Annotated in this window: 25 protein-coding genes; 5 read left to right on the top strand and 20 right to left on the bottom strand. The window is 60.1% G+C overall.

The window, feature by feature from the left end; translation table 11 throughout:
- The coding region (locus GIW04_RS11940) for a phosphoenolpyruvate carboxylase (RefSeq protein WP_236478988.1) at positions 1 to 358 on the bottom strand (358 nt) is incomplete at its 3' end.
- Between the two features lie 196 nt (positions 359 to 554).
- On the opposite strand from GIW04_RS11940, the gene GIW04_RS11935 reads away from it, so the two are divergent.
- The 3 genes from GIW04_RS11935 (at position 555) to GIW04_RS11925 (ending at position 2450) form a co-directional block, all read left to right on the top strand.
- Entirely contained in the window at positions 555 to 899 is a 345-nt protein-coding gene (locus GIW04_RS11935; RefSeq protein ID WP_120247592.1) for a pilin assembly protein, read from the top strand.
- Between the two features lie 283 nt (positions 900 to 1182).
- Complete coding sequence (locus tag GIW04_RS11930; RefSeq protein WP_003189094.1) at positions 1183 to 1608, top strand: DUF4398 domain-containing protein; 426 nt, start codon at positions 1183 to 1185, stop codon at positions 1606 to 1608.
- Between the two features lie 56 nt (positions 1609 to 1664).
- Positions 1665 to 2450 carry an OmpA family protein gene (locus GIW04_RS11925; protein ID WP_003189093.1) on the top strand — a complete coding sequence of 262 codons (786 nt, stop codon included), beginning with the start codon at positions 1665 to 1667 and terminating at the stop codon, positions 2448 to 2450.
- A gap of 74 nt (positions 2451 to 2524) precedes the next feature.
- Here GIW04_RS11925 and GIW04_RS11920 read toward each other — a convergent pair whose 3' ends face one another.
- Complete coding sequence (locus tag GIW04_RS11920; protein WP_169912432.1) at positions 2525 to 3004, bottom strand: hypothetical protein; 480 nt, start codon at positions 3002 to 3004, stop codon at positions 2525 to 2527.
- Positions 3005 to 3084: 80 nt separating this feature from the next.
- Between GIW04_RS11920 and GIW04_RS11915 the strand changes: the two genes are divergently transcribed.
- Positions 3085 to 3327 carry a hypothetical protein gene (locus GIW04_RS11915; protein WP_034135783.1) on the top strand — a complete coding sequence of 81 codons (243 nt, stop codon included), beginning with the start codon at positions 3085 to 3087 and terminating at the stop codon, positions 3325 to 3327.
- A 779-nt stretch (positions 3328 to 4106) separates the two neighbouring features.
- Here GIW04_RS11915 and GIW04_RS11910 read toward each other — a convergent pair.
- The 15 genes from GIW04_RS11910 to GIW04_RS11840 form a co-directional block, all read right to left on the bottom strand.
- Positions 4107 to 4526, bottom strand: a complete 420-nt coding sequence (locus GIW04_RS11910) for a hypothetical protein (protein WP_169878801.1) — start codon at positions 4524 to 4526, stop codon at positions 4107 to 4109.
- 125 nt (positions 4527 to 4651) lie between these two features.
- A complete protein-coding gene (locus tag GIW04_RS11905; RefSeq protein ID WP_003189087.1) occupies positions 4652 to 4978 on the bottom strand; it encodes a hypothetical protein in 327 nt (108 codons plus the stop codon).
- Positions 4975 to 5880, bottom strand: a complete 906-nt coding sequence (locus tag GIW04_RS11900) for an alpha/beta hydrolase (RefSeq protein ID WP_034135785.1) — start codon at positions 5878 to 5880, stop codon at positions 4975 to 4977. Before GIW04_RS11900 ends, GIW04_RS11905 begins: the two co-directional genes overlap by 4 nt.
- Positions 5881 to 5955: 75 nt before the next feature.
- Positions 5956 to 7233: a flavohemoglobin expression-modulating QEGLA motif protein gene (locus tag GIW04_RS11895; RefSeq protein WP_003189084.1), complete on the bottom strand. Its 1278-nt coding sequence runs from the start codon at positions 7231 to 7233 to the stop codon at positions 5956 to 5958.
- Positions 7234 to 7285: 52 nt separating this feature from the next.
- Positions 7286 to 8002 carry a TetR/AcrR family transcriptional regulator gene (locus GIW04_RS11890; protein WP_003189083.1) on the bottom strand — a complete coding sequence of 239 codons (717 nt, stop codon included), beginning with the start codon at positions 8000 to 8002 and terminating at the stop codon, positions 7286 to 7288.
- 143 nt (positions 8003 to 8145) lie between these two features.
- On the bottom strand, positions 8146 to 9648 hold the full coding sequence (gene lysS / locus GIW04_RS11885) for a lysine--tRNA ligase (protein WP_003189082.1): 1503 nt from the start codon (positions 9646 to 9648) through the stop codon (positions 8146 to 8148).
- 79 nt (positions 9649 to 9727) lie between these two features.
- Positions 9728 to 10823 (bottom strand): peptide chain release factor 2 gene (prfB, locus tag GIW04_RS11880; protein ID WP_096001736.1). Its coding sequence is split into 2 segments (ribosomal slippage): positions 9728 to 10750 and positions 10752 to 10823, totalling 1095 coding nucleotides; the frame shifts between segments, so codons are not numbered across the junction.
- 237 nt (positions 10824 to 11060) lie between these two features.
- A complete protein-coding gene (locus GIW04_RS11875; protein WP_034135786.1) occupies positions 11061 to 12062 on the bottom strand; it encodes a response regulator in 1002 nt (333 codons plus the stop codon).
- Between the two features lie 52 nt (positions 12063 to 12114).
- On the bottom strand, positions 12115 to 13125 hold the full coding sequence (locus GIW04_RS11870; protein ID WP_120247590.1) for a chemotaxis response regulator protein-glutamate methylesterase: 1011 nt from the start codon (positions 13123 to 13125) through the stop codon (positions 12115 to 12117).
- Entirely contained in the window at positions 13122 to 15401 is a 2280-nt protein-coding gene (locus GIW04_RS11865; RefSeq protein ID WP_120247589.1) for a hybrid sensor histidine kinase/response regulator, read from the bottom strand. Before GIW04_RS11865 ends, GIW04_RS11870 begins: the two co-directional genes overlap by 4 nt.
- Positions 15398 to 16099: a chemotaxis protein CheW gene (locus GIW04_RS11860; RefSeq protein ID WP_003189074.1), complete on the bottom strand. Its 702-nt coding sequence runs from the start codon at positions 16097 to 16099 to the stop codon at positions 15398 to 15400. Before GIW04_RS11860 ends, GIW04_RS11865 begins: the two co-directional genes overlap by 4 nt.
- Positions 16096 to 17358 (bottom strand): CheR family methyltransferase, encoded by a 1263-nt coding sequence (locus tag GIW04_RS11855; RefSeq protein WP_120247588.1) that lies wholly within the window; start codon positions 17356 to 17358, stop codon positions 16096 to 16098. Before GIW04_RS11855 ends, GIW04_RS11860 begins: the two co-directional genes overlap by 4 nt.
- Entirely contained in the window at positions 17355 to 17867 is a 513-nt protein-coding gene (locus GIW04_RS11850) for a chemotaxis protein CheW (RefSeq protein ID WP_003189072.1), read from the bottom strand. The genes GIW04_RS11855 and GIW04_RS11850 overlap by 4 nt, the downstream gene beginning before the upstream one ends.
- Positions 17867 to 19489, bottom strand: coding sequence for a methyl-accepting chemotaxis protein (locus GIW04_RS11845; RefSeq protein ID WP_003189070.1), 1623 nt, complete (start codon positions 19487 to 19489; stop codon positions 17867 to 17869). The genes GIW04_RS11850 and GIW04_RS11845 overlap by 1 nt, the downstream gene beginning before the upstream one ends.
- A 210-nt stretch (positions 19490 to 19699) precedes the next feature.
- The gene (locus GIW04_RS11840; protein ID WP_034135789.1) at positions 19700 to 20407 is read right to left on the bottom strand and encodes a tellurite resistance TerB family protein; all 708 of its coding nucleotides are present in this window, start codon (positions 20405 to 20407) and stop codon (positions 19700 to 19702) included.
- A gap of 304 nt (positions 20408 to 20711) precedes the next feature.
- Here GIW04_RS11840 and GIW04_RS11835 point away from each other — a divergent pair, with 304 nt between their 5' ends.
- Positions 20712 to 22337: a glucan biosynthesis protein D gene (locus GIW04_RS11835; RefSeq protein WP_003189068.1), complete on the top strand. Its 1626-nt coding sequence runs from the start codon at positions 20712 to 20714 to the stop codon at positions 22335 to 22337.
- Positions 22338 to 22391: 54 nt separating this feature from the next.
- Here the strand turns inward: GIW04_RS11835 and GIW04_RS11830 are convergent, their stop codons facing one another.
- The 3 genes from GIW04_RS11830 to GIW04_RS11820 all read right to left on the bottom strand — a co-directional run.
- Positions 22392 to 22577 (bottom strand): hypothetical protein, encoded by a 186-nt coding sequence (locus GIW04_RS11830; RefSeq protein WP_003189066.1) that lies wholly within the window; start codon positions 22575 to 22577, stop codon positions 22392 to 22394.
- A 303-nt stretch (positions 22578 to 22880) separates the two neighbouring features.
- Positions 22881 to 23987, bottom strand: coding sequence for an NADH:flavin oxidoreductase/NADH oxidase (locus GIW04_RS11825; RefSeq protein ID WP_003189065.1), 1107 nt, complete (start codon positions 23985 to 23987; stop codon positions 22881 to 22883).
- Between the two features lie 135 nt (positions 23988 to 24122).
- Positions 24123 to 24698 (bottom strand): KUP/HAK/KT family potassium transporter (locus GIW04_RS11820; RefSeq protein ID WP_236478987.1); only part of this gene is annotated, 576 nt, incomplete at its 5' end.

Here is a 24698-nt window from a genome sequence, read left to right as displayed (position 1 = left end):
CGCTTTGCAGACGGGCCAGCAACTCTGGCAAGACCCGGGATTCGAACGGCGCGGGTTGCGACTCATCGCGCCGATGAATCAACTGATATTGCTCGGCAATGTTGGCCAGGTTGAGGAATTGGTTAAAGGCCCGGGCCACGGGCAGCAACTCCTGCTCCTGCAACTGGTTGAGGCTGGCGCTCAACTCATCGCCAGCGGTTTTCTCTGAAACGGCTCCGCGACGGTCGGCCTTGGCGCCTTTGCGGATCTGCTCGATCTTTTCGAGGAAAGCTTCGCCGTACTGCTCTCGAATGGTGTTGCCCAACAGCTCACCCAGCAGGTGAACATCCTCACGCAAGCGTGCATCGATATCACTCATCAGCCAATCTCCAGCCAGAAATCCGGGACGCGCAGGGGGTTCAGAGTGCCGCCGACGTCGGTTTCTGACAAGGCCGAACGCAAACGACTTTAAACCTTGGCGCTTACAGCTAGTCTCAACGGTAGGTCGCCGCGTTATTCCGCAGGCGGCTGGTCACTCATCACCGCCTGCCCTCGCAGGCTTTATTGAGGTCGCCATGAAAATTCGAGAACTGGCCCAGCATTGGGAAGAAACCGCCAAGGGTCGTTTGACCAAGACTGAATACGCGATTCATCTGGATGTGGAAGCCGCCGCCCGGCTGGCGGCCATTGCCGAGATGTACCCCAAGCGCCACGTTGAAGAACTGCTGGGCGAGCTGATCGGCGCCGCCCTGGAAGAGCTGGAAGCCAGCTTTCCTTACATCCAGGGCCAGCAGGTGATTGCCACCGATGAAGAGGGTGACCCGCTGTATGAAGACGTCGGACCCACACCACGTTTTCTCACGTTATCCCGTCGCCACTTGCACGATTTGTCGGCCGCTACTGACGAACAAAAGCACTGATAAACATTTATTGACGTCAATTAAACCCACGTATTCCGGGCCTTTTACGGGCCCGGAGGTACCGCCGCGCGCCGCGAAAGTTCCATTTTTCAAACACTGACCAGTCAGTCAGATATTTTTTTAGGCAAATCGCCATATCCGCTGAACTTTTGAAAAAAGCCTCCGGTCACAGCCAGTAGCCATCACGTGTGGAACGGTCGTTTGAACGGACGCCATGTGCTTTATCGACGGGCCCGAAATCGATACGCCCCGATGGATTTTGATGTTTTTCAGGAGTTATCCAATGGAGTTGAAGACGATGAACACCAGCACTGCCAAATCCTCGTTTAACCATCTGCGCGGGCTCAAATTGGCCGCGCTGGCAATCGGCACCAGCTTCGTTCTGGCTGGCTGCGCCGGCAACCCTCCAACCGAGCAGTACGCCGTAACCCAATCGGCCGTCAACAGCGCAGTCAGCGCCGGCGGCACCGAGTACGCGGCGGTGGAAATGAAGTCGGCCCAGGACAAGCTCAAAGAAGCTGAGATTGCCATGCACGACAAGAACTACGACAAGGCTCGCCAACTGGCTGAACAAGCCGAGTGGGATGCCCGCGTCGCTGAGCGTAAAGCCCAGGCTGCCAAGGCTCAACAGGCTGTGAAGGACTCCCAGAAGGCTGTTGACGAACTGCGTAAAGAAGGCATGCGCCCAGCTGCAATCATGCAGAAGTAAGCCGCAGCCTCTTGACTGCATCGCACCTGATATCGAATTGAAAGGACGACACGACTATGCGTAAACAATTGATGATCCCTGCCCTGCTGGCGATGAGCGTTGCCTTGGCGGCCTGCTCCACCCCGCCGAACGCGAACCTGGAAAATGCGCGGACCAATTTCTCGTCCCTGCAAACCAACCCGCAAGCCACCAAGCTGGCCGCGCTGGAAACCAAAGATGCCAGCGACTGGCTGGACAAGGCTGACAAGGCCTACCGCGACAAAGAAGACGAGAAGAAAGTCGACCAATTGGCCTACCTGACCAACCAGCGCGTTGAAGTGGCCAAGGACACCATCGTCCTGCGCGAATCCGAAGCCAAGCTGAAAAACGCCGGTGACGAACGTGCCCGCGCCCTGCTGGACGCCCGTGATGCGCAAATCAAGCAACTGCAAAACAGCTTGAACGCCAAGCAAACCGATCGCGGCACTCTGGTAACGTTCGGTGACGTGCTGTTCGCCACCAACAAGTCCGACCTGAAATCCAGCGGCCTGGTGAACATCACCAAGCTGGCTCAGTTCCTGCGCGATAACCCAGACCGTAAAGTGATTGTCGAAGGCTACACCGACAGCACCGGTTCCGACTCGTACAACCAGAGCCTGTCTGAGCGTCGCGCCGCTTCCGTTCAACGTGCACTGGCTCAGCAAGGCGTGGATATCTCGCGCATCGTGACCCAGGGTTACGGCAAGGAATACCCGGTTGCCGATAACGGCAGCGTTTCCGGCCGCGCCATGAACCGTCGCGTTGAAGTGACCATCTCCAACGACAACCAGCCGGTCAAGCCACGGTCTTCCGTCGCTAACTGATCAATAGCCTGGTAAAAAAGCCCCGCCTTTAGGCGGGGCTTTTTCGTTGCCGTTCATGAAAGCGCATTCAAGCTTTAGTCATTGAAGTATCTGAAGCTGCTGCGGTTGCCGTTCTGGCCAGAATTGATGTAACGGCTGGAATCGCCCGAGTTGCCGTTATTTCCGTAGTTACCATAGTTACCGTAACTGCCGTAATTACTATGGCCTTCAAAGTGACGGTAGTTCCCCGGCGCGCCCATCATGTCATTGCCGTTGCGCCCATGGTTTTCATAGTGACTGCACCGCCCGCTATTGCCGTTATTGCCATAGTTACCATAATTGCCATTGTTGCCGCCACTTCCCCACACCCGCTGACCCGGTGTGGAATGGCGGGGTTGCTCTTCAGCATAACGTGGAGGCCAAGCAACATACTGTGCAGGTCGCGAACCAAATAGATGAGTCATCTTATCTTCCCTGTCAAAATTTAATAATAGTGTATGCATTGACGACACATAAGCGGCATGCTGCGCAGTGCATCGTCCCTTTAAGTGGAGAATCGCTGCGAGCAGTTCCACTGCGAACACTCTAAAAACCACATCAAAATATGCACAGCAACGCAGTCACATTGTTTGTTTCAATCTTGAAGGCGCCGAGCATGGCCATTACCGACCGGCCTATGCCTGGAGGTCAATTGACGATTGCCGTTACTGCCGTGATTGGAATAACCACTGTGGCTTCCGCTATTACCGTTATTGCCGTAATTGCCGAAGTTACCGTCATTCATGCTGTTATTACCGTTATTGATATGCACACCCACTTGCGCCGATTTTACGCCACCGACCGTCACATAATTAGTATTGAATACATAGGTCACGTAGTTGATCGTAGGCGGCTGTGAAGCCGTCGCCTGAGTACGCGGTGGCGGCCCCATGTAGCGAACGGTTCCACGATTCAAAGGTTGAGTTCCGGCATACCGTGGACGCCGACTCGATTGATAGTGATTGTAGTTATAGGTTTTACCCACTTGAGGGTATCTCCACCCCATACGCTGCCCCGTGACAGCGTTCCATGTATTGGACATGACGCCCATGGTATTCGTGAGCGTTGTATTGAAAAATGAATCTAACCTCATTCCTTGACTCCAAATGATTTCCCACACGTCCAGGTTTAAACTCCTGGCAACTATAAGAGTGGTCGGCTACGTCTATCAGTTCCCAACGGTATAATCCTGATATAAGTAGGGGCTCACCTGTTGGTCGCCCAAGCCGGTCGTCTATCGCTGATGGATAAGATTGAAACGAAAAAAAACCACCAGTAACGGTGGTTTTTTTGACTAGGGAAACTTGATCTTGCGATCAGTATCTTCATCTGGCGGCGTTATCTTTTTGTTATGAGAGGAGGTATCAGACGAGCAACCTGCCAACTGATTACGCGCCTGTTCTTGCGCATCCGCCCGTTCCAACGCCTGATGCGCCCTGGCCATGGCCAGCATATTGCAAATCGCATCAATTCTTATCACTGCCTTCCCGCCCCCACTTTGCGTAATTACATTGCCTTTTGTGGCACCTGATGCAATTGGGTTCCAAACAATTTCGTTACGAGATCCGCGATGATGACCGTGAGGCCGCTGATATGAAAAACCCGCCGCTAAAAGGCGGGTTTTTGTAGGGTTGCCGATCAGTAGTTGATCGAGCCTTGACTCTCACCGCCGCCCATCTGGATTTGGCCTTGGCCCGATGCGCCACTTTCACCGCCTTGTGCCCCTTGGGCCGCTTTTTCTTCTGCCATCAGTTTCACCAGTTTTTTGAGCAACTCTTCAAGACTCTCATCCCCACCAGCGCCTTGGGAGCCATTGGAACCCTGAGCGCCTCCCGCCCCTTGAGAGCCACCGGAACCACCGGAACCGGAACCGGAATCTTGGGAACCCTCACCGCTTTTAGCTTGAATTTTCTCCCGGAGCTGCTGAATTTGCTGATCAAGACCTTGCGAAGGTCCCTGGATGCCTCCCGAATTGCCCGCGCCAACTGAAGGTGCTGCGCCAATACCATCCATAAACTCGTACTCCAGAGTGATAAATAAAGTGGACTGATCAGCCAAACCAATCAGTCCATCATCTGTGGCGCACGAGCGAAGATGGTTCCAGCCTATAAAAGTTCGGGCGGTCCCTGAACGACTAACCGGGAAACTCAACGGTATTTTTCATACCACGCAAAAACCCAGGCTCACTGTTGCAACTGCGGGGTTTCCTGGCCCATGCAACGCACGGCCTGCTTCTTATTGTTCACCAGCACGCCGCTCAAGCCTTTCTGTTCGGTATCAAACATCACCAACACGCCGTCAACGCACTGCGCCACTTGCGCCGCTGGGGTCAGGGAGACCTTGTAATCCTCACCCGGCACGGTCTTGAGCATGGTGAAGTCGCTGAGCAGCAACGCATCTTCCGGCTTGGCAAAGTGCAGGTAGCCGTAGTACCACAGGCAGCCAACGGTACCGATGATGGTGCCGATGCCGGTGAGAATCAGCGGGATCATGTTGCGTTCTTCGCTCATTGCGGGCTCTCTGATGAATCAACTTTAGGAATAGGGTAATTCGGAATTTCGCCCAGGCGGCGCAAGCCGTTGAAGTGCTGCGGGTCGTCCAGGTAACGCAGCATCACGGTCTGCCAGGTTTTATCGGCAAAGGTCTGCACATGGCCGCCACGGGTCAGTTGCAACACCCTGGGCGGCGGTGCGGCCTGATACAGGCGGATGCCATTGGCCACCGGCACGATGGGATCATCCAGGCTGTGGAACAGCAGCTTGGGCACGCCGGTCACGCGGGGCATGGCATTGATCGCACTGTCGGCGTCGGGCACCAGCCATGACAGCGGCACCTGCAACGGCCAGGTTAACCAGGAAGTGCTCAAGGCGAATTGTCCTACGTCACGATAACTGGCTGGCACGCCATCCAGTACCAGAGCTTTGAGTTGGGCTTGACGCTCCGGGTGGGCTGCCAGGTAATGCACCGCCAGTGCACCGCCCAGGCTTTGCCCGAGAATAATCAGCGGTTTACCCTGGGTTTCAGGCGCCTTGTCGATCCAGCCGAATGCGGCGTCGATATCCTGGTAGACCGCCGGCAACGATGGCTTGCCTTCCGACAGCCCATAGCCGCGATAGTCCAGCAACAACACTTGATAACCCTGCTCCGGCAACCACCAACTGCCCCCCAGGTGCCAGGCGAGGTTACCGCCGTTGCCGTGCAAATGCAGGATGGTGCCTTTGAGTGGCACACCCGCTTTGGCTGGCAGCCACCAAGCGTGCAGCTTCACCCCGTCTGCGGTGGTGAGCGTGACGTCGCGGTATTGCAGGTGGGCTTTTTCCGGGGTGAAGGGCAGGCCGGGCTCGGGGTAGAACAGTAAGGAGCTGCAGCCGTTCAATGTGAGTAGCAGGCATAAAATGCCGAGGATTCTCATCCGTTGAAGCCTCATGGTGATTGACGCCCACTGTAGGAGCGAGCTTGCTCGCTCCTACAAATAGCATTGCTGTGCTCAGAGGATATTGGAGTAATCCGCCTCGATCCGGTCCAGGCTCAAGTGGTTGAGGAAGTTGGAGAAGCACATCCAGGCCGCCAGCGCGTTCATGTCGCGAAACTGCTCCGGCAAATACTTGGGCGGCACCACCAGGCCTTCGTCGACCAATTGGCGCAGGGTGCGCATGTCCTCAAGGGTGGTCTTGCCGCAGAACAGCAGCGGCACCTGTTCCAGCTTGCCTTTACGTACGGCGAGCTGAATGTAGTTGTAGACCATGATAAAGCCCTTGAGGTAGGACAAATCCTTGGTAAATGGCAGACCGGTGGGCACCGAACCACGGAATACCCGGCTGGCATTCCCATAGCTTTCGGCCATTTCAAAGCCTTGCTCGCGGAAGAACTCAAACACCTGCAGGAAGTCGGCACCCTCCTCCACCATATGGATGGCGCGTGTCCGGTTGGTGAGTTTGCGCAGGCGGCTGGGGTAGGAAGCAAACGTGATGATTTCCATCAGGATCGCCAGGCCTTCCTGGGTGACGGTGGACGACGGCGGGCCCTTGGACAGGAACGTGCAGATCGGCTGGTTCTGGCCGTTGAGGGTGGTGCCCACATGCACCAACCCTTCATGCACTTCGAGGGCGCGAACGTCGCGGTCGTTGAACATCGCATCGGCGCGGATCTTGATGTAGTCGGCGCCCGCCGCTGCGTCGGCGACGATGCCGTCGGACTCGAATACGCGGATGGTCTCTTCGGCTTCGCCAAACACCTTGTTGAGGCGGGTTTGCAGCAGGCTGACCGCATCTTTGGCGGTGAGGGTCTTGGCTTCGTCCTTGAGGTCACCCCGACCGTCGATGTTGTTGAGGTAGTCGGAGAGCATCAGGCCAAGGTCGGCCAGGGTCGGGTCGCCAGCGTGGAACGCATCGGAGGCGGCGCCGTACAGCTCTTGGGAAATCAGGCCGAAGTCCTCGGTGCCGCGCGCTTCAAGCATGCGCACCACCATCCGGTATTCGCGGCACATGCGCCGCATGATCTGCCCCACCGGACTGAATTGCCCAAGGCGTCGAGTGATGTCGCGCTCGATGTTCTGGAACTCTAGCTTCACCGCACTGGAATCGAACGACAGCGGCCGGCTCAGGTAGTAATCACGGTCTACGGCAGGCATCGCCTTGCCTTTGGCCTTGAGGAATCCCTGGCGAATGTTCTCGTCCCATTTCACCGCATCAAGGACGCGGATCGGTGTTTGCGCCAGCACTATGCGATCGGACAAGGTGCGTATCGTCTGCTGGTAATCGTCCACCCGGTGCTTCCTCTTTAAACGTTGAACGTTATCAGGCTTTCATCGAACGCTGTCAGACCGAGGCCAATACCAGGTGCATGTAGCGCTTGAGGATTTCAAGCATCTCTTCCCCGGTCAGAGGCTCTGCGCCGCCCAACAGGCCCTGATATTCCATCCGACTGATGATAGCCGTCAACACCTTGGCATCCTGCTGCGGCTCACGGGAACCCAATACCTGGAAAAACTGCCCGGTGCCCTGCAACAAGATCTGTTGATGGGAGCGTACCAGTTCGGCCAGGCGTGGGTTGAGCAGGGCTTCCTGGCGAAAGGCCTGTTCGGCCATCAGGTATTCGCGGCGATTGGTCAGTTGGCGTAGCACATAGTCGGCGGTCAGGCGCGCGATGTCATCGGCCAGTTGCGAGCGCGACTCCGGGCTGCCGTCGCCATAGGCGACCATTTCGCGTAACAGGCCTTCGTTACGTACCCACAGCTTGCCCATGAACGCGGCGCTGCGTTCCACGTACTGGGCGAAGGTGTCGGTGAGCAGGTCGTCGATGTCTTTGAAGTAATAGGTGGTGGCCGACAGCGGCACCCCCGCCTCTGCCGCCACTGCCCGGTGACGCACGGCCCGCACGCCATCGCGCACGACGATACGCATGGCCGCATCGAGAATGTCTTGCCGGCGTTGCTCGCTGCCCCGCCGACTGGCCTTGCGGCCCTGGTACTGAACGCTTTCAGCCACGGCAGCAGCAATGCCGGCGGCACCTTCTTGAGCTATTACGCGGTTCACCACACTTCTTCCTTTAGAGGTGACGCGGAGCGTCACAGGATGCATTCCCACGCGGAGCGTGGGAGCGATCACTGACGAGCACCACTTGAACAGGCCACATAAAAAAGCCGCCTTATAAAAGGCGGCTTCGGATTTCGCTACGGTTACGCTTGTGGCCGCATGTGCGGGAACAGGATCACATCGCGGATCGACGGCGAGTTGGTCAACAACATCACCAGACGGTCGATGCCGATGCCTTCACCGGCAGTGGGCGGCATGCCGTATTCCAGGGCCCGTACGAAGTCGGCATCGTAGTGCATGGCTTCGTCGTCACCGGCGTCCTTGTCGGCCACCTGGGCCATGAAACGCTCGGCCTGGTCTTCCGCGTCGTTAAGCTCGGAATAGGCGTTGGCGATTTCGCGGCCACCAATGAACAACTCGAAACGGTCGGTGACGTTCGGGTTGTCGTCGTTGCGACGGGCCAGCGGCGACACTTCGAACGGGTACTGGGTAATGAAGTGCGGCTGTTCCAGCTTGTGCTCCACCAGCTCTTCGAAAATCATCACCTGCAGCTTGCCCAGGCCTTCGAAGCCCAGCACCTTGGCGCCGGCTTTCTTGGCAATGGCACGGGCCTTGTCGATGTCGTTGAGGTCGTCAGCGGTCAGCTCGGGGTTGTACTTGAGGATCGAGTCGAACACCGACAGGCGCACGAATGGCTCGCCGAAGTGGAACACCTTGTCGCCGTACGGCACGTCGGTGCTGCCCAGCACCAGCTGTGCCAGCTCGCGGAACAGCTCTTCGGTCAGGTCCATGTTGTCTTCGTAGTCGGCGTAGGCCTGGTAGAACTCCAACATGGTGAATTCTGGGTTGTGACGGGTCGAGACGCCTTCGTTGCGGAAGTTGCGGTTGATCTCGAACACTTTCTCGAAGCCGCCAACCACCAGGCGCTTGAGGTACAGCTCCGGCGCGATACGCAGGAACATTTCCATGTCCAGCGCGTTGTGGTGGGTTTCGAACGGCTTGGCTGCGGCACCACCCGGGATGGTCTGCAGCATCGGGGTTTCGACTTCCAGGAAGTCACGCTGCATCAGGAAGCTGCGGATGTGGGCAATGACTTGCGAGCGCACGCGGAAGGTCTGGCGCACGTCTTCGTTGACGATCAGGTCAACATAACGCTGGCGATAGCGCTGTTCGGTGTCGGTCAGGCCGTGGTGCTTGTCTGGCAGCGGGCGCAGGGACTTGGTCAGCAGGCGCACGTTGGTCATCTCGACGTACAGGTCGCCCTTGCCGGAACGGGCCAGGGTGCCTTCGGCTGCGATGATATCGCCCATGTCCCAGGTTTTCACCGAGGCCAGGGTTTCTTCGGACAGGGTCTTGCGGTTGACGTAGACCTGGATGCGACCGGTCATGTCCTGGATCACCATGAACGAGCCACGGTTGAGCATGATGCGACCTGCCACCTTGACCGGGATCGCAGCCTCTGCCAGTTCTTCCTTGGTCTTGTCCGCGTATTGCTTCTGCAAGGCATCGCAGTAGTTGTCGCGGCGGAAGTCGTTGGGGAAGGCGTTACCCTTGGCGCGCTCGGCAGCAAGCTTTTCCTTGCGCAGGGCGATCAGGGAGTTTTCTTCCTGTTGCAGGGCTTGCGGGTCGAGTTGTTGGTCGCTCATGTCTTTAAATATTCCATCAGGTTCGTTGCCCCCAGCCTTCGGCGGGGGATCGCGGGCAAGCCCGCTCCCACAGAGGGTATTAGAGGCCGGATTTCAGGCTGGCTTCCAGGTATTCGTCGATATCGCCGTCGAGTACCTTGTCGCAGTCGCTGCGTTCGATGTTAGTGCGCAGATCCTTGATCCGCGAGGCATCGAGCACGTACGAACGGATCTGGTGACCCCAGCCGATATCCGACTTGGTGTCTTCCAGCGCCTGGGAAGCGGCGTTGCGCTTCTGCATTTCCTGCTCGTACAACTTGGCCCGCAGCATTTTCATGGCGGTGTCCTTGTTGGCGTGCTGGGAACGTTCGTTCTGGCAGCTGACCACGGTATTGGTCGGTACGTGGGTAATACGTACGGCTGAGTCAGTGGTGTTTACGTGCTGGCCACCGGCACCGGAGGAACGGTAGGTGTCGATCCGCAGGTCGGCCGGGTTGATCTCGATTTCCACCTTGTCGTCGATCTCTGGCGAGACGAAAACGGCGGAGAACGACGTGTGGCGACGGTTGCCGGAGTCGAACGGGCTCTTGCGCACCAGGCGGTGCACGCCGATCTCGGTGCGCAGCCAGCCAAAGGCGTATTCGCCCTTGATGTGCACGGTCGCGCCCTTGATACCGGCCACTTCACCGGCAGACAGTTCCATGATGGTCGCGTCGAAACCGCGCTTGTCGGCCCAGCGCAGGTACATGCGCAGCAGGATGTTGGCCCAGTCCTGGGCCTCGGTGCCGCCGGAACCGGCCTGGATATCCAGGTAGGCGTTGTTCGGGTCCATTTCATGGCTGAACATGCGGCGAAATTCAAGCTTGGCGAGGTTTTCCTCGAGACGGGCCAGCTCGGCGACGACATCGCCCACTGCGCCTTCGTCGTTTTCTTCGACGGCCATGTCCAGCAGGTCGCGGCAATCACCCAGGCCGGTGTTCAGTTCGTCGAGGGTATCGACGATCTGTGCCAGCGCAGCGCGCTCGCGCCCCAGTTCCTGGGCGTATTCAGGTTTGTTCCAGACACTCGGATCTTCAAGCTCGCGATTGACCTCGGTCAGACGCTCATGCTTTTGATCGTAGTCAAAGATACCCCCGAATAGTTTCGGAGCGCTCGGACAGGTCCTTGATGGTGTTAAGGATCGGGTTGATTTCCATGGCGGGCAGCACTCGTTGGCGAACTTTTGAAAGCCGGCGAGTATAACGGCAAACGGCTGGAAACGGCAGCCCGCTTGGCCGAAAAGGCGGGGGTTTGTACACGATCCGCAGCCAGATAGAGATCAAATGTGGGAGCTGGCTTGCCTGCGATGGCGGTGTACCAGTCGATACTTGTGTGACGGATACACCGCCATCGCAGGCAAGCCAGCTCCCACAGGGGTTGAGCGGCGCGTGGGATTACTCGATGCCCACCTGATTACGCCCATTGTTCTTGGCCGTGTACAACCCCTTGTCCGCCGCCATGATCAACTGCCGACAGTCCGTGCCCTGGACCGGTGTCAACGTCGACAGCCCAATACTGATGGTCAGGCTGGAGCCTTCAGCCGGGGCGATGTGCGGGATTTTCAACGCCGCCACCGCCATGCGCAGTTTTTCCGCGACCAGGCGTGCGCCGCCCGGCGAGGTGCTGGGCAGGACCAGCGCGAACTCTTCGCCACCGTAGCGCGCCGGCAAATCCGAAGGTCGGCTGCTGGCTTCACGGATGGTGTTGGCGACTTTGCGCAGGGCTTCGTCGCCCTCGACGTGGCCGAAGCTGTCGTTGAAGGTCTTGAAGAAGTCCACGTCGATCATCAGCAGCGACAGTTGGGTCTGGTCGCGCATGGCGCGGCGCCATTCCAGCTCCAGGTATTCGTCGAAGTGGCGGCGGTTGGACAGCCCGGTCAGGCCATCGGAGTTCATCAGGCGTTGCAGCACCAGGTTGGTGTCCAGCAACTGTTGCTGGCTGACGCGCAACGCGCGGTAGGCCGCGTCGCGCTGCAACAGGGTCATGTAGGACCGCGAGTGATAGCGGATGCGCGCCACCAACTCGATGTTGTCCGGCAGCTTGACCAGGTAATCGTTGGCCCCGGCCGCAAAGGCCGCGCTCTTGATCAGCGGGTCCTCCTTGGTGGACAGCACGATTATCGGGATATTCGCGGTGGCCGGGTGATTGCGGTATTCGCGCACCAGAGTGAGGCCGTCCAGGCCCGGCATCACCAGGTCTTGCAGGATCACCGTGGGCTTGATGCGGATCGCCTGGGCAATCGCCTGGTGCGGGTCGGCACAAAAGTGGAAGTCGATGTTCTCTTCATGGGCCAGGCCACGCCGCACGGCTTCACCGATCATGGCCTGGTCGTCAACCAGCAACACCATGGCGGCGTTTTCGTCGGTCTTGAAGTCGTCGAGCTGTAAATCATTCATGTGCAGTCACCTGAATTACTACCTGCAAGCCAGCACGGCGGGAGATTTTTGTTCATTTTGCAAAGACCTCCAGCAATCGGGGCGCAATTCTATCCAGTGGGCGAATTTCAACAGCAGCATCAATCGCCGCCGCCGCTTTGGGCATGCCATACACCGCCGAACTCTGTTGGTCCTGGGCGATGGTCAAATATCCTTGTTCCCGCATCAGCTTGAGGCCCTGGGCGCCGTCGCGCCCCATGCCCGTGAGCAAGACGCCGACGGCGTCACCGTTCCAGTGGCTGGCGACGCTTTCGAAAAACACGTCGATCGACGGCCGGTAAATCTCGTTCACCGGCTCTGCGGTATAGGCTAGCGTGCCATTTTTCAACAAGCGAATATGGTGGTTGGTGCCGGCCAGCAATACCACGCCGGGTTGAGGCGGCTCGCCTTCACAGGCCAGGCGCACCGGCAGGCCGGAAGCGCTGCTCAGCCACTCGGCCATGCCAGCGGCAAACACCTGGTCCACATGCTGCACTAGCACGATGGCGGCAGGGAAATCCCGGGGCAACCCCTTGAGCAGAACTTCCAGGGCCGCCGGCCCACCGGCGGAAGATCCAATGGCGACCAGCCGTTGACGCTTGCCGGTGACCCGCTGGGGCGGGGCTTCGGCACGCACTCGTGTACCACGCTGGCCGATCAGCCAGCCAATATTGAGGATTTTGCGCAACAGGGGCGCCGCCGCATCCTTGGGGTTGCCCACGCCCAGTGCCGGGGTGTCCACCACATCCAGGGCGCCGTGGCCCATGGCTTCGAACACACGGCTGACGTTGGCCTGGCGGTCGACGGTGACGATCACGATCGGGCATGGCGTGTCGGCCATGATCTGCCGGGTAGCTTCCACGCCGTCCATCACCGGCATGATCAAGTCCATCAGGATCAGGTCCGGGGTCAGCTCGGCACAACGTTGCACCGCTTCCAGGCCATTGCTGGCCACCCACACCACTTCATGGGCGGGCTCGTAACTCAAGGCACGACGCAAGGCTTCCACCGCCAGAGGCATGTCATTGACGATCGCAATCCTCATGCCCGGGCGCCTCCAATCAGTTCAACCACGGCGTCGAGCAAGGCGTCGTCATGGAAACTGGCTTTGGCTAAATAATAGTCGGCCCCGGCGTCGAGGCCACGGCGGCGGTCTTCTTCACGATCCTTGTAGGAAACCACCATCACCGGCAACGATTGCAGGCGACTGTCACGGCGCAAAAGTGTGACCAATTCAATACCGTCCATGCGAGGCATATCAATATCCGTGATAAGCAGGTCGAAGTCCTCGGAGCGCAATGCGTTCCAGCCATCCATGCCATCGACCGCAACGGCAACTTCATAACCACGGTTGAGTAACAATTTGCGTTGCAGCTCACGTACCGTCAGTGAGTCGTCCACCACCAGCACACGCTTGCGCGGCGCTTCGGTGGCCTGCTGGCTACGCCGGGCGATGCGCTCCAGACGGCCGGTGTTGAGCAATTTATCCACCGAACGCAGCATGTCTTCGACGTCGACGATCAACACCACCGCGCCGTCATCGAGCAAGGCCCCGGCAGAAATGTCCTGGACCTTGCCCAGGCGATCATCCAGCGGCAACACCACCAGGGTGCGCTCGCCGATAAAGCGCTCCACGGCAATCCCGTACACGGCATCGCGCTCGCGGATCACCACCACTTTCAAGGTATCTGACGGGGTCTGCCCCGGCGGGCGCTGCAGCAACTGGCTGGCGGCAACCAGGCCAACATGCCGGCCCTCATGCCAGAAGTGCTGGCGGCCTTCCAACTGCACGATGTCGTCGGGGGCCAGGTCGCACATGCGTTCGATATGCGCCAGGGGGAAGGCATAGGCTTCTTCGCCGACTTCCACCACCAGGCTGCGCACCACCGACAAGGTCAACGGCACCTCCAGATGGAAGCGGCTACCCTGCCCTGCTGTCTGTTCCAGCACCACCGCGCCGCGCAGCTGGCGAACCATATGTTGCACCGCGTCCAGGCCAACGCCACGACCGGACACCTCGGTGACCTTGTCGCGCAGACTGAACCCCGGCAGGAACAGGAACGTGAGCAGCTCCTCTTCGCTCAGGCGCAAGGCCGTTTCCACCGGCGACAGGTGCCGGTCGACGATGGTGCCGCGCAGGCGCTCGAGGTCGACACCGTTACCGTCATCGCTCAGCTCCAGCACCAGCAGCCCGGCCTGATGGGACGCGCGCAGGCGAATCAAGCCTTCCGCCGGTTTGCCCGCCAACACGCGCTGCTCAGGGGTTTCGATACCGTGGTCGACCGCATTGCGCAATAAATGGGTGAGCGGCGCTTCGAGTTTTTCCAGCACGTCACGGTCGACCTGGGTCTTTTCGCCCTCGATCTCCAGGCGCACCTGCTTGCCCAGGCTACGACCGAGGTCACGCACCATGCGCACCTGCCCGGCCAGCACGTCGGCAAACGGTCGCATGCGGCAGGCCAATGCGGTGTCGTAGAGCACCTGGGCACGCTGGCCGGCCTGCCAGCCGAACTCATCCAGCTCGGCGTTTTTTTCCGCCAGCAAGGCCTGGGCTTCACTCAGCAGGCGACGGGTATCGGCCAGGGCTTCCTGGGCTTCCAGGTTCAGATCCAGGGATTTGAGCTGGCCATCCAGGGCGTCGAGGGCACGCAAGCTGTTGCTCTGAATGCGCTTGAGCCGCTGCAGGCTGGCCAGGTACGGCTTGAGCCGCTGGGTTTCCACCAGGGATTTGCTGGACAAGTCCAACAGGCTGTTCAAGCGCTCGGCCGTGACCCGCAGCACACGCTCGCCGCCTTCGGTCATGCGCTTGTTCTGGCGCGGCGCTTCACTGCCGAGCGGTGGCGCGGGCTCCAGCTCGGGCTCCAGCAGCAAGGCGTCAACCCGCGGCGCCGGGATGGGCTCGGGTTTTGGCATGGGCGTGGCAATCGGCTGGGAGGGATCGAGCAAGCGCTCCATCAGCGCAACATAGGCCTCGATATCCGCCGGCCCCACATCATTGCCCGGGGTGGCGATACGCATCAGCAGGTCGGTGCCTTGCAGCAACGCGTCGATATGTTCAGGTTGCAGGTACAGGCGGCCTTCCTGGGCGCTGACCAGGCAGTCTTCCATGACGTGGGCCACGCTGACCCCGGCATCCACGCCGACAATCCGCGCCGCCCCTTTAAGTGAATGTGCGGCGCGCATGCAGGCTTCGAGCTGGTCGGCCTGGGTGGGGTTGCGTTCCAGCGCCAGCAGGCCCGCGCTCAACACCTGGGTCTGCGCATCGGCCTCCAGGCTGAACAGTTCCAACAGCGAGGCATCGCGCATCTGGTCGGGGGTCATGCGAGGCTCCGGGTCACGGCGGACAACAATTGCGCTTCGTCCAGCCAGCGCAGGCTGCGGCCTTTCCACTGCAACACGCCTTGGGTGTAGCGTGCGCTGGCCTGGGTGCCGGACACCGACGCGGCCTTCAAGGTGCGCTCATCGATGGCGTGAATGCCGTCTACTTCATCCACCGGTACGACGACCGGCCCGTCCTGGGCGGCGATGATCAGCATGCGCGGCATGATCCGCCCGCCGCTGGCGCCGGTACTGGTGCTGTCCAGGCCCAACAGTTCCACCAGCGACAGGCATGCCACCAGCGCCCCGCGTACGTTGGCCACGCCCAGCAGCGCCCGGGAGCGCTGGTGCGGCAGCGAGTGGATCGGCTGCAACGGCGCCACTTCCACCAGGCAGCGGGTCGCGATGCCGAGCCATTCTTCGCCGAGGCGAAACATCAACAGCGAACGGGTGACCACCTCGTTATCCGCTTCGGCAGTTGCCTGCGCGTGATGGTCATCCTGTTGCAGTGCGTAGCGGTCGAGCAGGCGCGTGGCGGCGGCGGAATACACCGAGCAATTGCGGCAGTGGATGTGCTCAGCCAACAACGGGCAGGACTTGTCGCCATGAATACCGATGCGGTTCCAACAGTCGTCAATGGCTTGGGTATCGGTCAGCGTCAGGTCCAGGCCTGCGGTGTCGAGCGCGTCAGGGCTACTCATCGTTTGGACTCACTGTCAGCTCGCTCGCTACGGGCGGCGCGGGCCTGAAGACGACGCGCGCCGGCACTGTCGCCCTGGGACTCGAGCAACGCGGCCAGGTGCATCAGGGCCTGGGGATGCTGCGGTTCCAGATACAGGGCTTTTCGGTAATACCCCTGGGCCTCCAGGGCGCTGCCAGCCACATCGCTGAGCAGGCCCAACCAATAAAATACCTGGGCGGCCGGTGGGTGACTGCTCAAATACCGCTCGCAGGCCGCACGGGCCTCGGCACTTTTGCCCTCGTTGGCCAGGGTTGCGATCTGGCTAAGCAGATCCCCGGCATCGGTAGGCACCCCTTTGACCGGTGGCACGTGGGGGCTGACCGTGCTGAACGGCCGCGGCTTGAGCGGTATCGGCGCCGCCCTGCGCTGCGGCAGCGGCGCGGGCGTCGGTTTGACCAGAGGTGCTGGCGGCGGGGTCGGTTCTACATGCCGACTGAAAGCGAAGGACTGCGGTACGCCGATGGAGCGCATACCGTGGCGCCCCAGCAGGCTGCCCTCGGCCGGGCCGATAAACAGCACGCCGTCCACGTGTGTCAACGCCTTGAGCACATCAAAGACCTGTTTCTGGGTCGGCTGGTCGAAGTAGATCAGCAGGTTGCGGCAGAACACAAAATCGTAGGTTGGCTCGTTCGCCAGCAGTGCCGGGTCCAGCAAGTTGCCGACTTGCAGGCGCACTTGCTCACGCACTCGGTCGGCAATGCGGTAACTGCCTGCGTCTTCAGTGAAGTGGCGGTCGCGAAACTCAAGGTCAGCGCCGCGAAACGAGTTCTTGCCATACACGCCCCGCCGCGCGCGCTCCACCGACAGCGGGCTGACGTCCATGCCCTGTACTTTGAACTGGTGGGGCGCCAGCCCCGCATCGAGCAAGGCCATGGCAATCGAATAGGGCTCTTCGCCGGTCGAACACGGCAGGCTGAGAATGCGCAGGGCGCGCATCTGATTGATCTCGGCCAGGCGTGCCTGGGCCAGGCGAGCCAGGGTTGCAAAGGATTCGGGATAGCGGAAAAACCAGGTCTCGGGGACGATCACCGCTTCGATCAGCGCCTGCTGCTCGTCATGGGAGGTTTGCAGGTGTTGCCAGTAAGCCTCCGCCGACGGCGACTGGGACGACTGGCAGCGCTGGCGCACCGCGCGCTCGATGATCGCCTCGCCCACCGAAGCGACGTCCAGGCCGATGCGTTCTTTCAAGAACGCGAAAAACCGCGGGTCATTGCTCATAGGCTCAACTCGGCGCAGAACAACAAGGCGCGCACAGGCGCGGTCAACAGATCCGCGACGCCAATCCACTGCATCAAGCCTTGGGCATCCTCGCGCACCGGCCCCAGGTACGGCGCCTGCTGGTTGTCAAGGCCATAGGGCTGGAACTCGGCGGGGTCGCAACGCAGGGTGTCGGTGGCCTGTTCCAGGATCAGCCCCAGCCAACGCGCCTCACTCCAGGGCTGCGGTTGGTAATTGACCAGCACCAGGCGCGTACTGGTACGCGCCTGGGCCGAAGTGCCGAACGTCAGCGCGCTCAAGTCGATGACCGGCACCAGCACCCCACGATGGGCGAAGATACCCGCCACCCATAAGGGCGCTTGGGCGATGGGTTTAAGGGCCAGGCGCGGCAGCACCTCGGCCACTTCGGTGGCCTTGAGGGCAAAGCGTTCGTTGCCGATGCGAAACACCAGGAACAACGCCTTTTTCGCTGCCGGGACGGCACCGCGTTTAGCCGCGAGCTCGCTCATCAGACTTTGAAACGCGAGACGCCGCTGCGCAGACCGACCGCAACCTGGCTCAGTTCATCAATGGCAAAGCTGGCCTGGCGCAGGGATTCGACGGTCTGGCTGCTGGCATCGCCCAATTGCACCAGCGCATGGTTGATCTGCTCGGCGCCGGTGGCCTGGGCCTGCATGCCTTCGTTGACCATCAACACCCGCGGCGCCAGGGCCTGTACCTGATGGATGATCTGCGACAGTTGCTCGCCCACTTGTTGCACCTCGGACATGCCGCGACGCACCTCCTCGGAAAACTTGTCCATGCCCATCACCCCCGCCGACACCGCCGACTGGATCTCACGCACCATCTGTTCAATGTCGTAGGTCGCCACGGCGGTCTGGTCGGCCAGGCGGCGCACTTCGGTGGCAACCACGGCAAAGCCGCGCCCGTATTCACCGGCTTTCTCAGCCTCGATGGCCGCATTGAGCGACAACAGGTTGGTCTGGTCGGCCACCTTGACGATGGTCACTACCACCTGGTTGATGTTGCCGGCCTTCTCATTGAGGATCGCCAGCTTGGCGTTGACCAGGTCGGCGGCGCCCATCACCGAGTGCATGGTTTCTTCCATGCGGGCCAGGCCCTGCTGGCCGGAACCTGCAGCCACCGAGGCTTGGTCGGCGGCGGTGGAGACTTCGGTCATGGTGCGGACCAAGTCCTTGGACGTGGCGGCAATTTCGCGGGAAGTGGCGCCGATTTCGGTGGTCGTGGCCGCGGTTTCTGTCGCGGTCGCCTGTTGCTGCTTGGAGGTCGCGGCAATCTCGGTGACCGAGGTAGTGACCTGTACCGATGAGCGCTGCGCCTGGGACACCAGGGCAGTCAGCTCGGTCATCATGTCGTTGAAGCCGGTTTCAACCGCGTTGAATTCGTCCTTGCGCTCCAGATTCAGGCGCTTGCTCAGGTCACCGGTGCGCATGACTTCGAGGATTTGAACGATGCGCTGCATCGGCGCCATGATCGCGCGCATCAGCAACAGGCCACACAGCGCGGCGGCGAGAATCGCCAGCAATAGCGAAACGCCCATGCTGATCTTCGCGGCCGCTACCGCATCATCGATGGCGGCGGTGGCGTTGTCGGCGACTTGCTTGTTCTCATTGATAATGTCATTGAGCTTCATGCGGCCTGCGGTCCAGGCGGGGGTCAGTTGCTCGTTAAACAATCTCAGTGCTTCGGCGGCGTTATTGCTCTGATGGGCTGCCAAGACCTGGGCGAGAATCTGGTTGTAGTTCTGGTGCAGTTTTTCGAAGGCATCGAATTCGGTGCGATCCTGAGTGATATTGATCGTCCCGGCGTAGCTGGCCATATGTTGCTCAAGCCGAGCCTCAAAAGACTTGTAGTCCTGTTTGTCGGTTTCGGAAATGCCCTGGTTCTCGTGGATCCCAACCAACTCCTGGGTTTGCAGGTAGCTGTCGACCCAGGCGCTGCGAATCATCGAGCTGAAAAAAACCCCGGGCACCGCATCGTCTCGGACCGAGTTTTCGCTGATTTCGATTTTCAGCAGGCGCGAATACGAGACCACGACCATCAGCAGCATGATCGCGATAATTACCGCAAAGCTCGCCAAAATCCTTTGGCGCAGGGTCCAGTTCTTCACAGTAATTCCTCGCAGGGCCATTCAAATGGAGGGGAGTATAGCTGAGCGGCTGCGCGCTTTTATCAAGGCTTTTGATGTGCAGTGCACAGAATGCAAAAGTGGGAGCGGGCTTGCTCGCGGATGCGGTGAGTCAGCCAGAAATAGAGTGACTGGTCTACCGCATTCGCGAGCAAGCCCGCTCCCACATTTTTGATGGGCGTGAGGCCTTGTTTATGCGTTAAGCCGCACTTGTTTTTCCAACTCCAGCTTCAAGCCTGGCTCAAGTTTCAGTTGGCGGGCCAGTTCGTCCAGGTAGGCTTTTTCCATGAAGTTTTCTTCGTCCACCAGCATCACGCTGGCGATGTACATTTCGGCGGCCATTTCCGGGGTGCTGGCGGCGCGGGCGACGTCGGTGGGGTCCAGGGGTTTGTTGAGTTCGGCGTGTAGCCAGTGTTGCAACTCCTGATCATTGTCCAGCTTGGTAAATTCGCCTTCGATCAAGGCGCGCTCGCGCTCATCCACATGCCCGTCAGCCTTGGCCGCGGCTACCAGTGCCTTGAGAATGCCTTGGCTGTGTTGTTCGACCTGGGCCGCTGGCAGGCGGTCGATGGTTTGCGGCTCGCCTTGGGGCGCGCTGGCCTGCTGGGCTTGCCAGTTGCCGTAAGCCTTGTAGGCAATCACACCGAGTGCGGCCAGGCCGCCGTAGGTGAGTGCCTTGCCGCCGAATTTGCGGGCTTTTTTGTTGCCCAGCAGCAAGCCCATGGCCCCCGCCGCCAGGGCGCCGCCGCCGGCACCGCCGAGCATGCTGCCGAGCCCGCCACCGTTGAGCAAGCCGCCGAGGGCGCCCTTTTCATTGGCTTTGCGTTGGCCGCCGGCCTTGTTTTGCAACATGTCCTGGCCAGACTTGAGCAGTTGATCGAGCAATCCACGGGTATTCATTCGTAGCCTCCAGACACTTGGGTTCGTAGGACCAATAGGCCTCCAGCGTAAAACTAAGTGCCAAAAAGCCGTGATCTAGAGTGCTTCCAGATGTAACGCTCAGTTGCGATGCTGGAAATGTCTTGTTGCACATGCAACGCCATCATCCCGCCATCAATCAATTTGCCTTGCTCATCGAACCGCTTAAGCTATCCGGCGTCTGTTTATTGTCCGTTGCGTTTGGCCGAAGGCATGTCCGAACCGTTATTTCTGATCCGCTACGTGCCAGGAACGGCGCGGGATTTGCTCACGACAGGTTGTCTCTATGCACCGCAGGAATTTGCTCAAAGCATCCATGGCCATTGCGGCTTACACCGGTTTGTCGGCCAGTGGCCTGCTGGCCGCGCAGGCCTGGGCCGGTAATCGGGCTGCCGATGGCAAGGCCGTGGCGTTCGATTTCGAATCGCTCAAGGCCCAGGCCAAGCAATTGGCCACCCGTGACTACCAGGACACTAAGCAGGTGCTGCCGCCGACCCTGGCCACCATGACCCCGCAGAACTTCAACGCCATCGGCTATGACCGTAACCATTCGCTGTGGAAGGAGTTGAACGGCCAACTGGACGTGCAGTTCTTCCACGTCGGCATGGGCTTCAAGACGCCGGTGCGCATGCACAGCGTCGACCCCAAGACCCGTGAAGCCCGCGAAGTGCACTTTCGCCCTTCGCTGTTCAACTATGAAAAAACCACGGTGGACACCCAGCAACTGACCGGAGACCTGGGTTTCTCCGGCTTCAAGCTGTTCAAGGCGCCGGAACTGGACCGCCATGACGTGCTCTCGTTTCTGGGCGCCAGCTACTTTCGCGCAGTGGATTCCACCGGCCAGTACGGCCTCTCGGCGCGTGGCCTGGCGATTGATACCTACGCGAAAAAACGCGAGGAATTCCCTGATTTCACGCAGTTCTGGTTCGAAACCCCGGACAAGAACGCCACGCGCTTTGTGGTCTACGCCCTGCTCGACTCGCCAAGCGCCACTGGCGCCTATCGCTTCGACATCGACTGCCAGGCCAACCAAGTGGTGATGGCGATCGACGCGCACATCAATGCGCGCACCGCCATCGAACAACTGGGCATCGCGCCCATGACCAGTATGTTCAGCTGCGGCACCCATGAGCGCCGCATGTGCGACACCATTCACCCGCAAATCCACGACTCAGACCGCCTGGCCATGTGGCGCGGCAACGGCGAATGGGTCTGCCGGCCCCTGAACAACCCGGCCAAGCTGCAATTCAACGCGTTCGCCGACACCGACCCCAAAGGCTTCGGCCTGGTGCAGACCGACCATGAGTTCGCCAGCTACCAAGACACCGTCGACTGGTACAGCAAACGCCCAAGCCTGTGGGTTGAACCGACCACGGCCTGGGGCGAAGGCTCGATCGACCTGCTGGAAATCCCCACCACTGGTGAAACCCTGGACAACATCGTGGCCTTCTGGACTCCGAAAAAACCGGTGGCCGCCGGTGATTCGCTCAACTACGGCTACAAGCTGTACTGGAGCGCACTGCCGCCAGTGAGCACGCCGCTGGCACAGGTCGACGCGACCCGTTCGGGCATGGGCGGTTTTACCGAAGGCTGGGCACCCGGCGAGCATTATCCGAAAGTATGGGCCAGGCGTTTTGCCGTGGACTTCAAGGGCGGCGGCCTGGATCGCCTGCCGGCGGGCACTGGCATCGAGCCTGTGGTGACCTGTTCCCACGGTGAGGTGAAGGACTTCAGCGTGCTGGTGCTAGACAACATCAAGGGGTACCGCATCCTGTTCGACTGGTACCCCACCAGCGACAGCGTGGAGCCGGTCGAGCTACGCCTGTTTATTCGCACCCAGGACCGCACCCTGAGTGAAACCTGGCTGTATCAGTACTTCCCGCCTGCGCCAGAACAGCGCAAGTACACCTGATGCCACACTGCACGATCATTCCCACGCAATAACGTGGGAATGATCGGATTTGGCTCAGAACCGCGACACGCTTTTCATCGCGCCAATCAAATAGCGCATCGCCACCTGATCGCTCTCGGTCAGCGCCCGATATTGCGCCAGCAACTCCATTTCATCTGAACTCAACCTTCGACCCCGTAAAGACATCCGGCGGCTCAGAAAAGACGCCACCGCACCCGCTACGCCATAGGACTTGGCCATGGACCGCTACTCCTGATATCAGTCAAATACTCCTGGTGCCCATTTCCCAACTCCCGAGAAGCGCAACGGCTTCGCGGACCAACCGCCTGTCTCCCTGGGCCAGAAGTCGGGCTTACCCTTAGCGTAGAAACTATCTCATCATTCGTGGGATTTTTTTAGAGTATTAACTTAAAAAATAACGTCGGTAATAAAAGCCTACAGCGATTGCTCACAGGGTGGTCGATATCGGCTGCGCAACGCCTACAACGCGCGCAAGAAAAAACCCACCGTGTCAGGGTGGGTTTGGCACAGAGGTGAACAGGGTCAATCCCGCAGGTCTGACTCATGGATCGGCTGATCCCGGTGGGTCGCCCGTTGGTATTGCGCCGGCCAGATTGCCTTGCGCCCACCCAGGTCATCGTCGGCGTGCAGTGGCCAGTAGGGGTCACGCAGCAGTTCGCGGGCCAGGAAAATAATGTCGGCCTGGCAGGTACGCAGGATGTGCTCGGCTTGAGCGGGTTCGGTAATCATGCCGACGGTGCCGGTGGCCATGCCCGATTCCTTGCGCACGCGCTCGGCGAAGCGCGTTTGGTATCCGGGGCCGGTAGGAATCTCGGCATTCGCGGCGGTGCCACCGGACGACACGTCGATCAGATCCACCCCCAGATCTTTCAGGCGGCGCGCCAACTCCACGGTTTCATCCGGGTTCCAGCCGTCTTCCACCCAGTCAGTGGCCGACACGCGCACAAACAGCGGCAACTCATCAGGCCACACGGCGCGCACGGCCTTGGTCACTTCCAGCACCAGGCGGATGCGGTTTTCAAAAGAGCCGCCGTAGTGGTCCTGACGCTGGTTGCTGATCGGCGAGAGGAACTGGTGCAGCAGGTACCCGTGGGCGGCGTGGATTTCCACCACTTCAAAGCCTGCGGTCAAGGCGCGCTTGGCGGCGGCGACAAAGTCGGCGATCACTTGCTGGATCTGCCCTTCGTCCAGTGGCTTGGGCTGCGTGTGATTGGGGTCGAAGGCAATCGGCGAGGGCCCCACCGGCACCCAGCCGCCCTCCTCCGGCTTGACGCTACCATGTTTGCCGATCCATGGCCGATGGGTGCTGGCCTTGCGCCCGGCATGGGCCAGCTGGATCCCAGCCACCGCGCCCTGGGCCGCGATAAAACGGGTGATGCGCCGCAACGGTTCGATCTGGGCGTCGTTCCACAGGCCCAGGTCCTGGGCTGTGATACGGCCATCGGCGGTCACCGCCGTGGCCTCGGTAAAAATCAGCCCGGCGCCACCCACGGCCCGGCTGCCGAGATGCACCAGGTGCCAGTCATTGGCCAGGCCATCGTCGCTGGAGTATTGGCACATGGGTGAAACCGCGATGCGGTTGAGCAGGGTCAATTGGCGCAGGGTGTAAGGTTCGAGCAGCTGACTCATGGCGCACCTCTTCTGGGCTTCATAGGCATTTTTGTAGGAGCGAGCTCGCTCCTACCAGCCTAGTCGACAACCGTCGTTTGCACAGGGTTCAGAAGGAAAGCGGGAGCCGATTGCCGGCTCCCGGTAGGCAGCGCCTTACATCTCGACCTGGGTGCCCAGCTCGATCACACGGTTGACCGGCAGTTTGAAGAACCGCAGGTTGCCGTTGGCGTTTTTCAACATGAAGGCAAACAACACTTCGCGCCAACGGGCCATGCCTTTGATGCGCGAGGCGATCACCGTTTCACGGCTAAGGAAGTAGGTGGTGCGCATCGGGCTGAAGTCCAGCTCATCCAAGTGGCACAGCTTCAACGCTTCGGGCACGTCTGGTTCATCGGTAAACCCGAAGTGCAGGATCACTCGGAAGAAGCCTTCGCCGTAGGCATCCACCTCGAAGCGCCGCGCTGAAGGCACCCGTGGAATGTCTTCGTAAACCACGGTCAACAGCACCACTTGCTCATGCAGCACCTGGTTATGCAGCAGGTTGTGCAACAGCGCATGGGGCACGGCGTCGGGCCGCGCGGTGAGGAACACCGCCGTGCCCTGCACGCGATGGGGCGGCTGTACGCGGATACTGCTGATGAAGATCGGCAATGGCAAGCCACCCTCGTCGAGACGGCCGACCAGCAATTGCTTGCCGCGCTTCCAGGTGGTCATCAGCACAAACAGCAC

Source organism: Pseudomonas sp. PA-4-8C (assembly GCF_021606625.1).
GTDB lineage: Bacteria > Pseudomonadota > Gammaproteobacteria > Pseudomonadales > Pseudomonadaceae > Aquipseudomonas > Aquipseudomonas lactis.
This window is presented reverse-complemented; position numbering and strand designations above follow the sequence as displayed.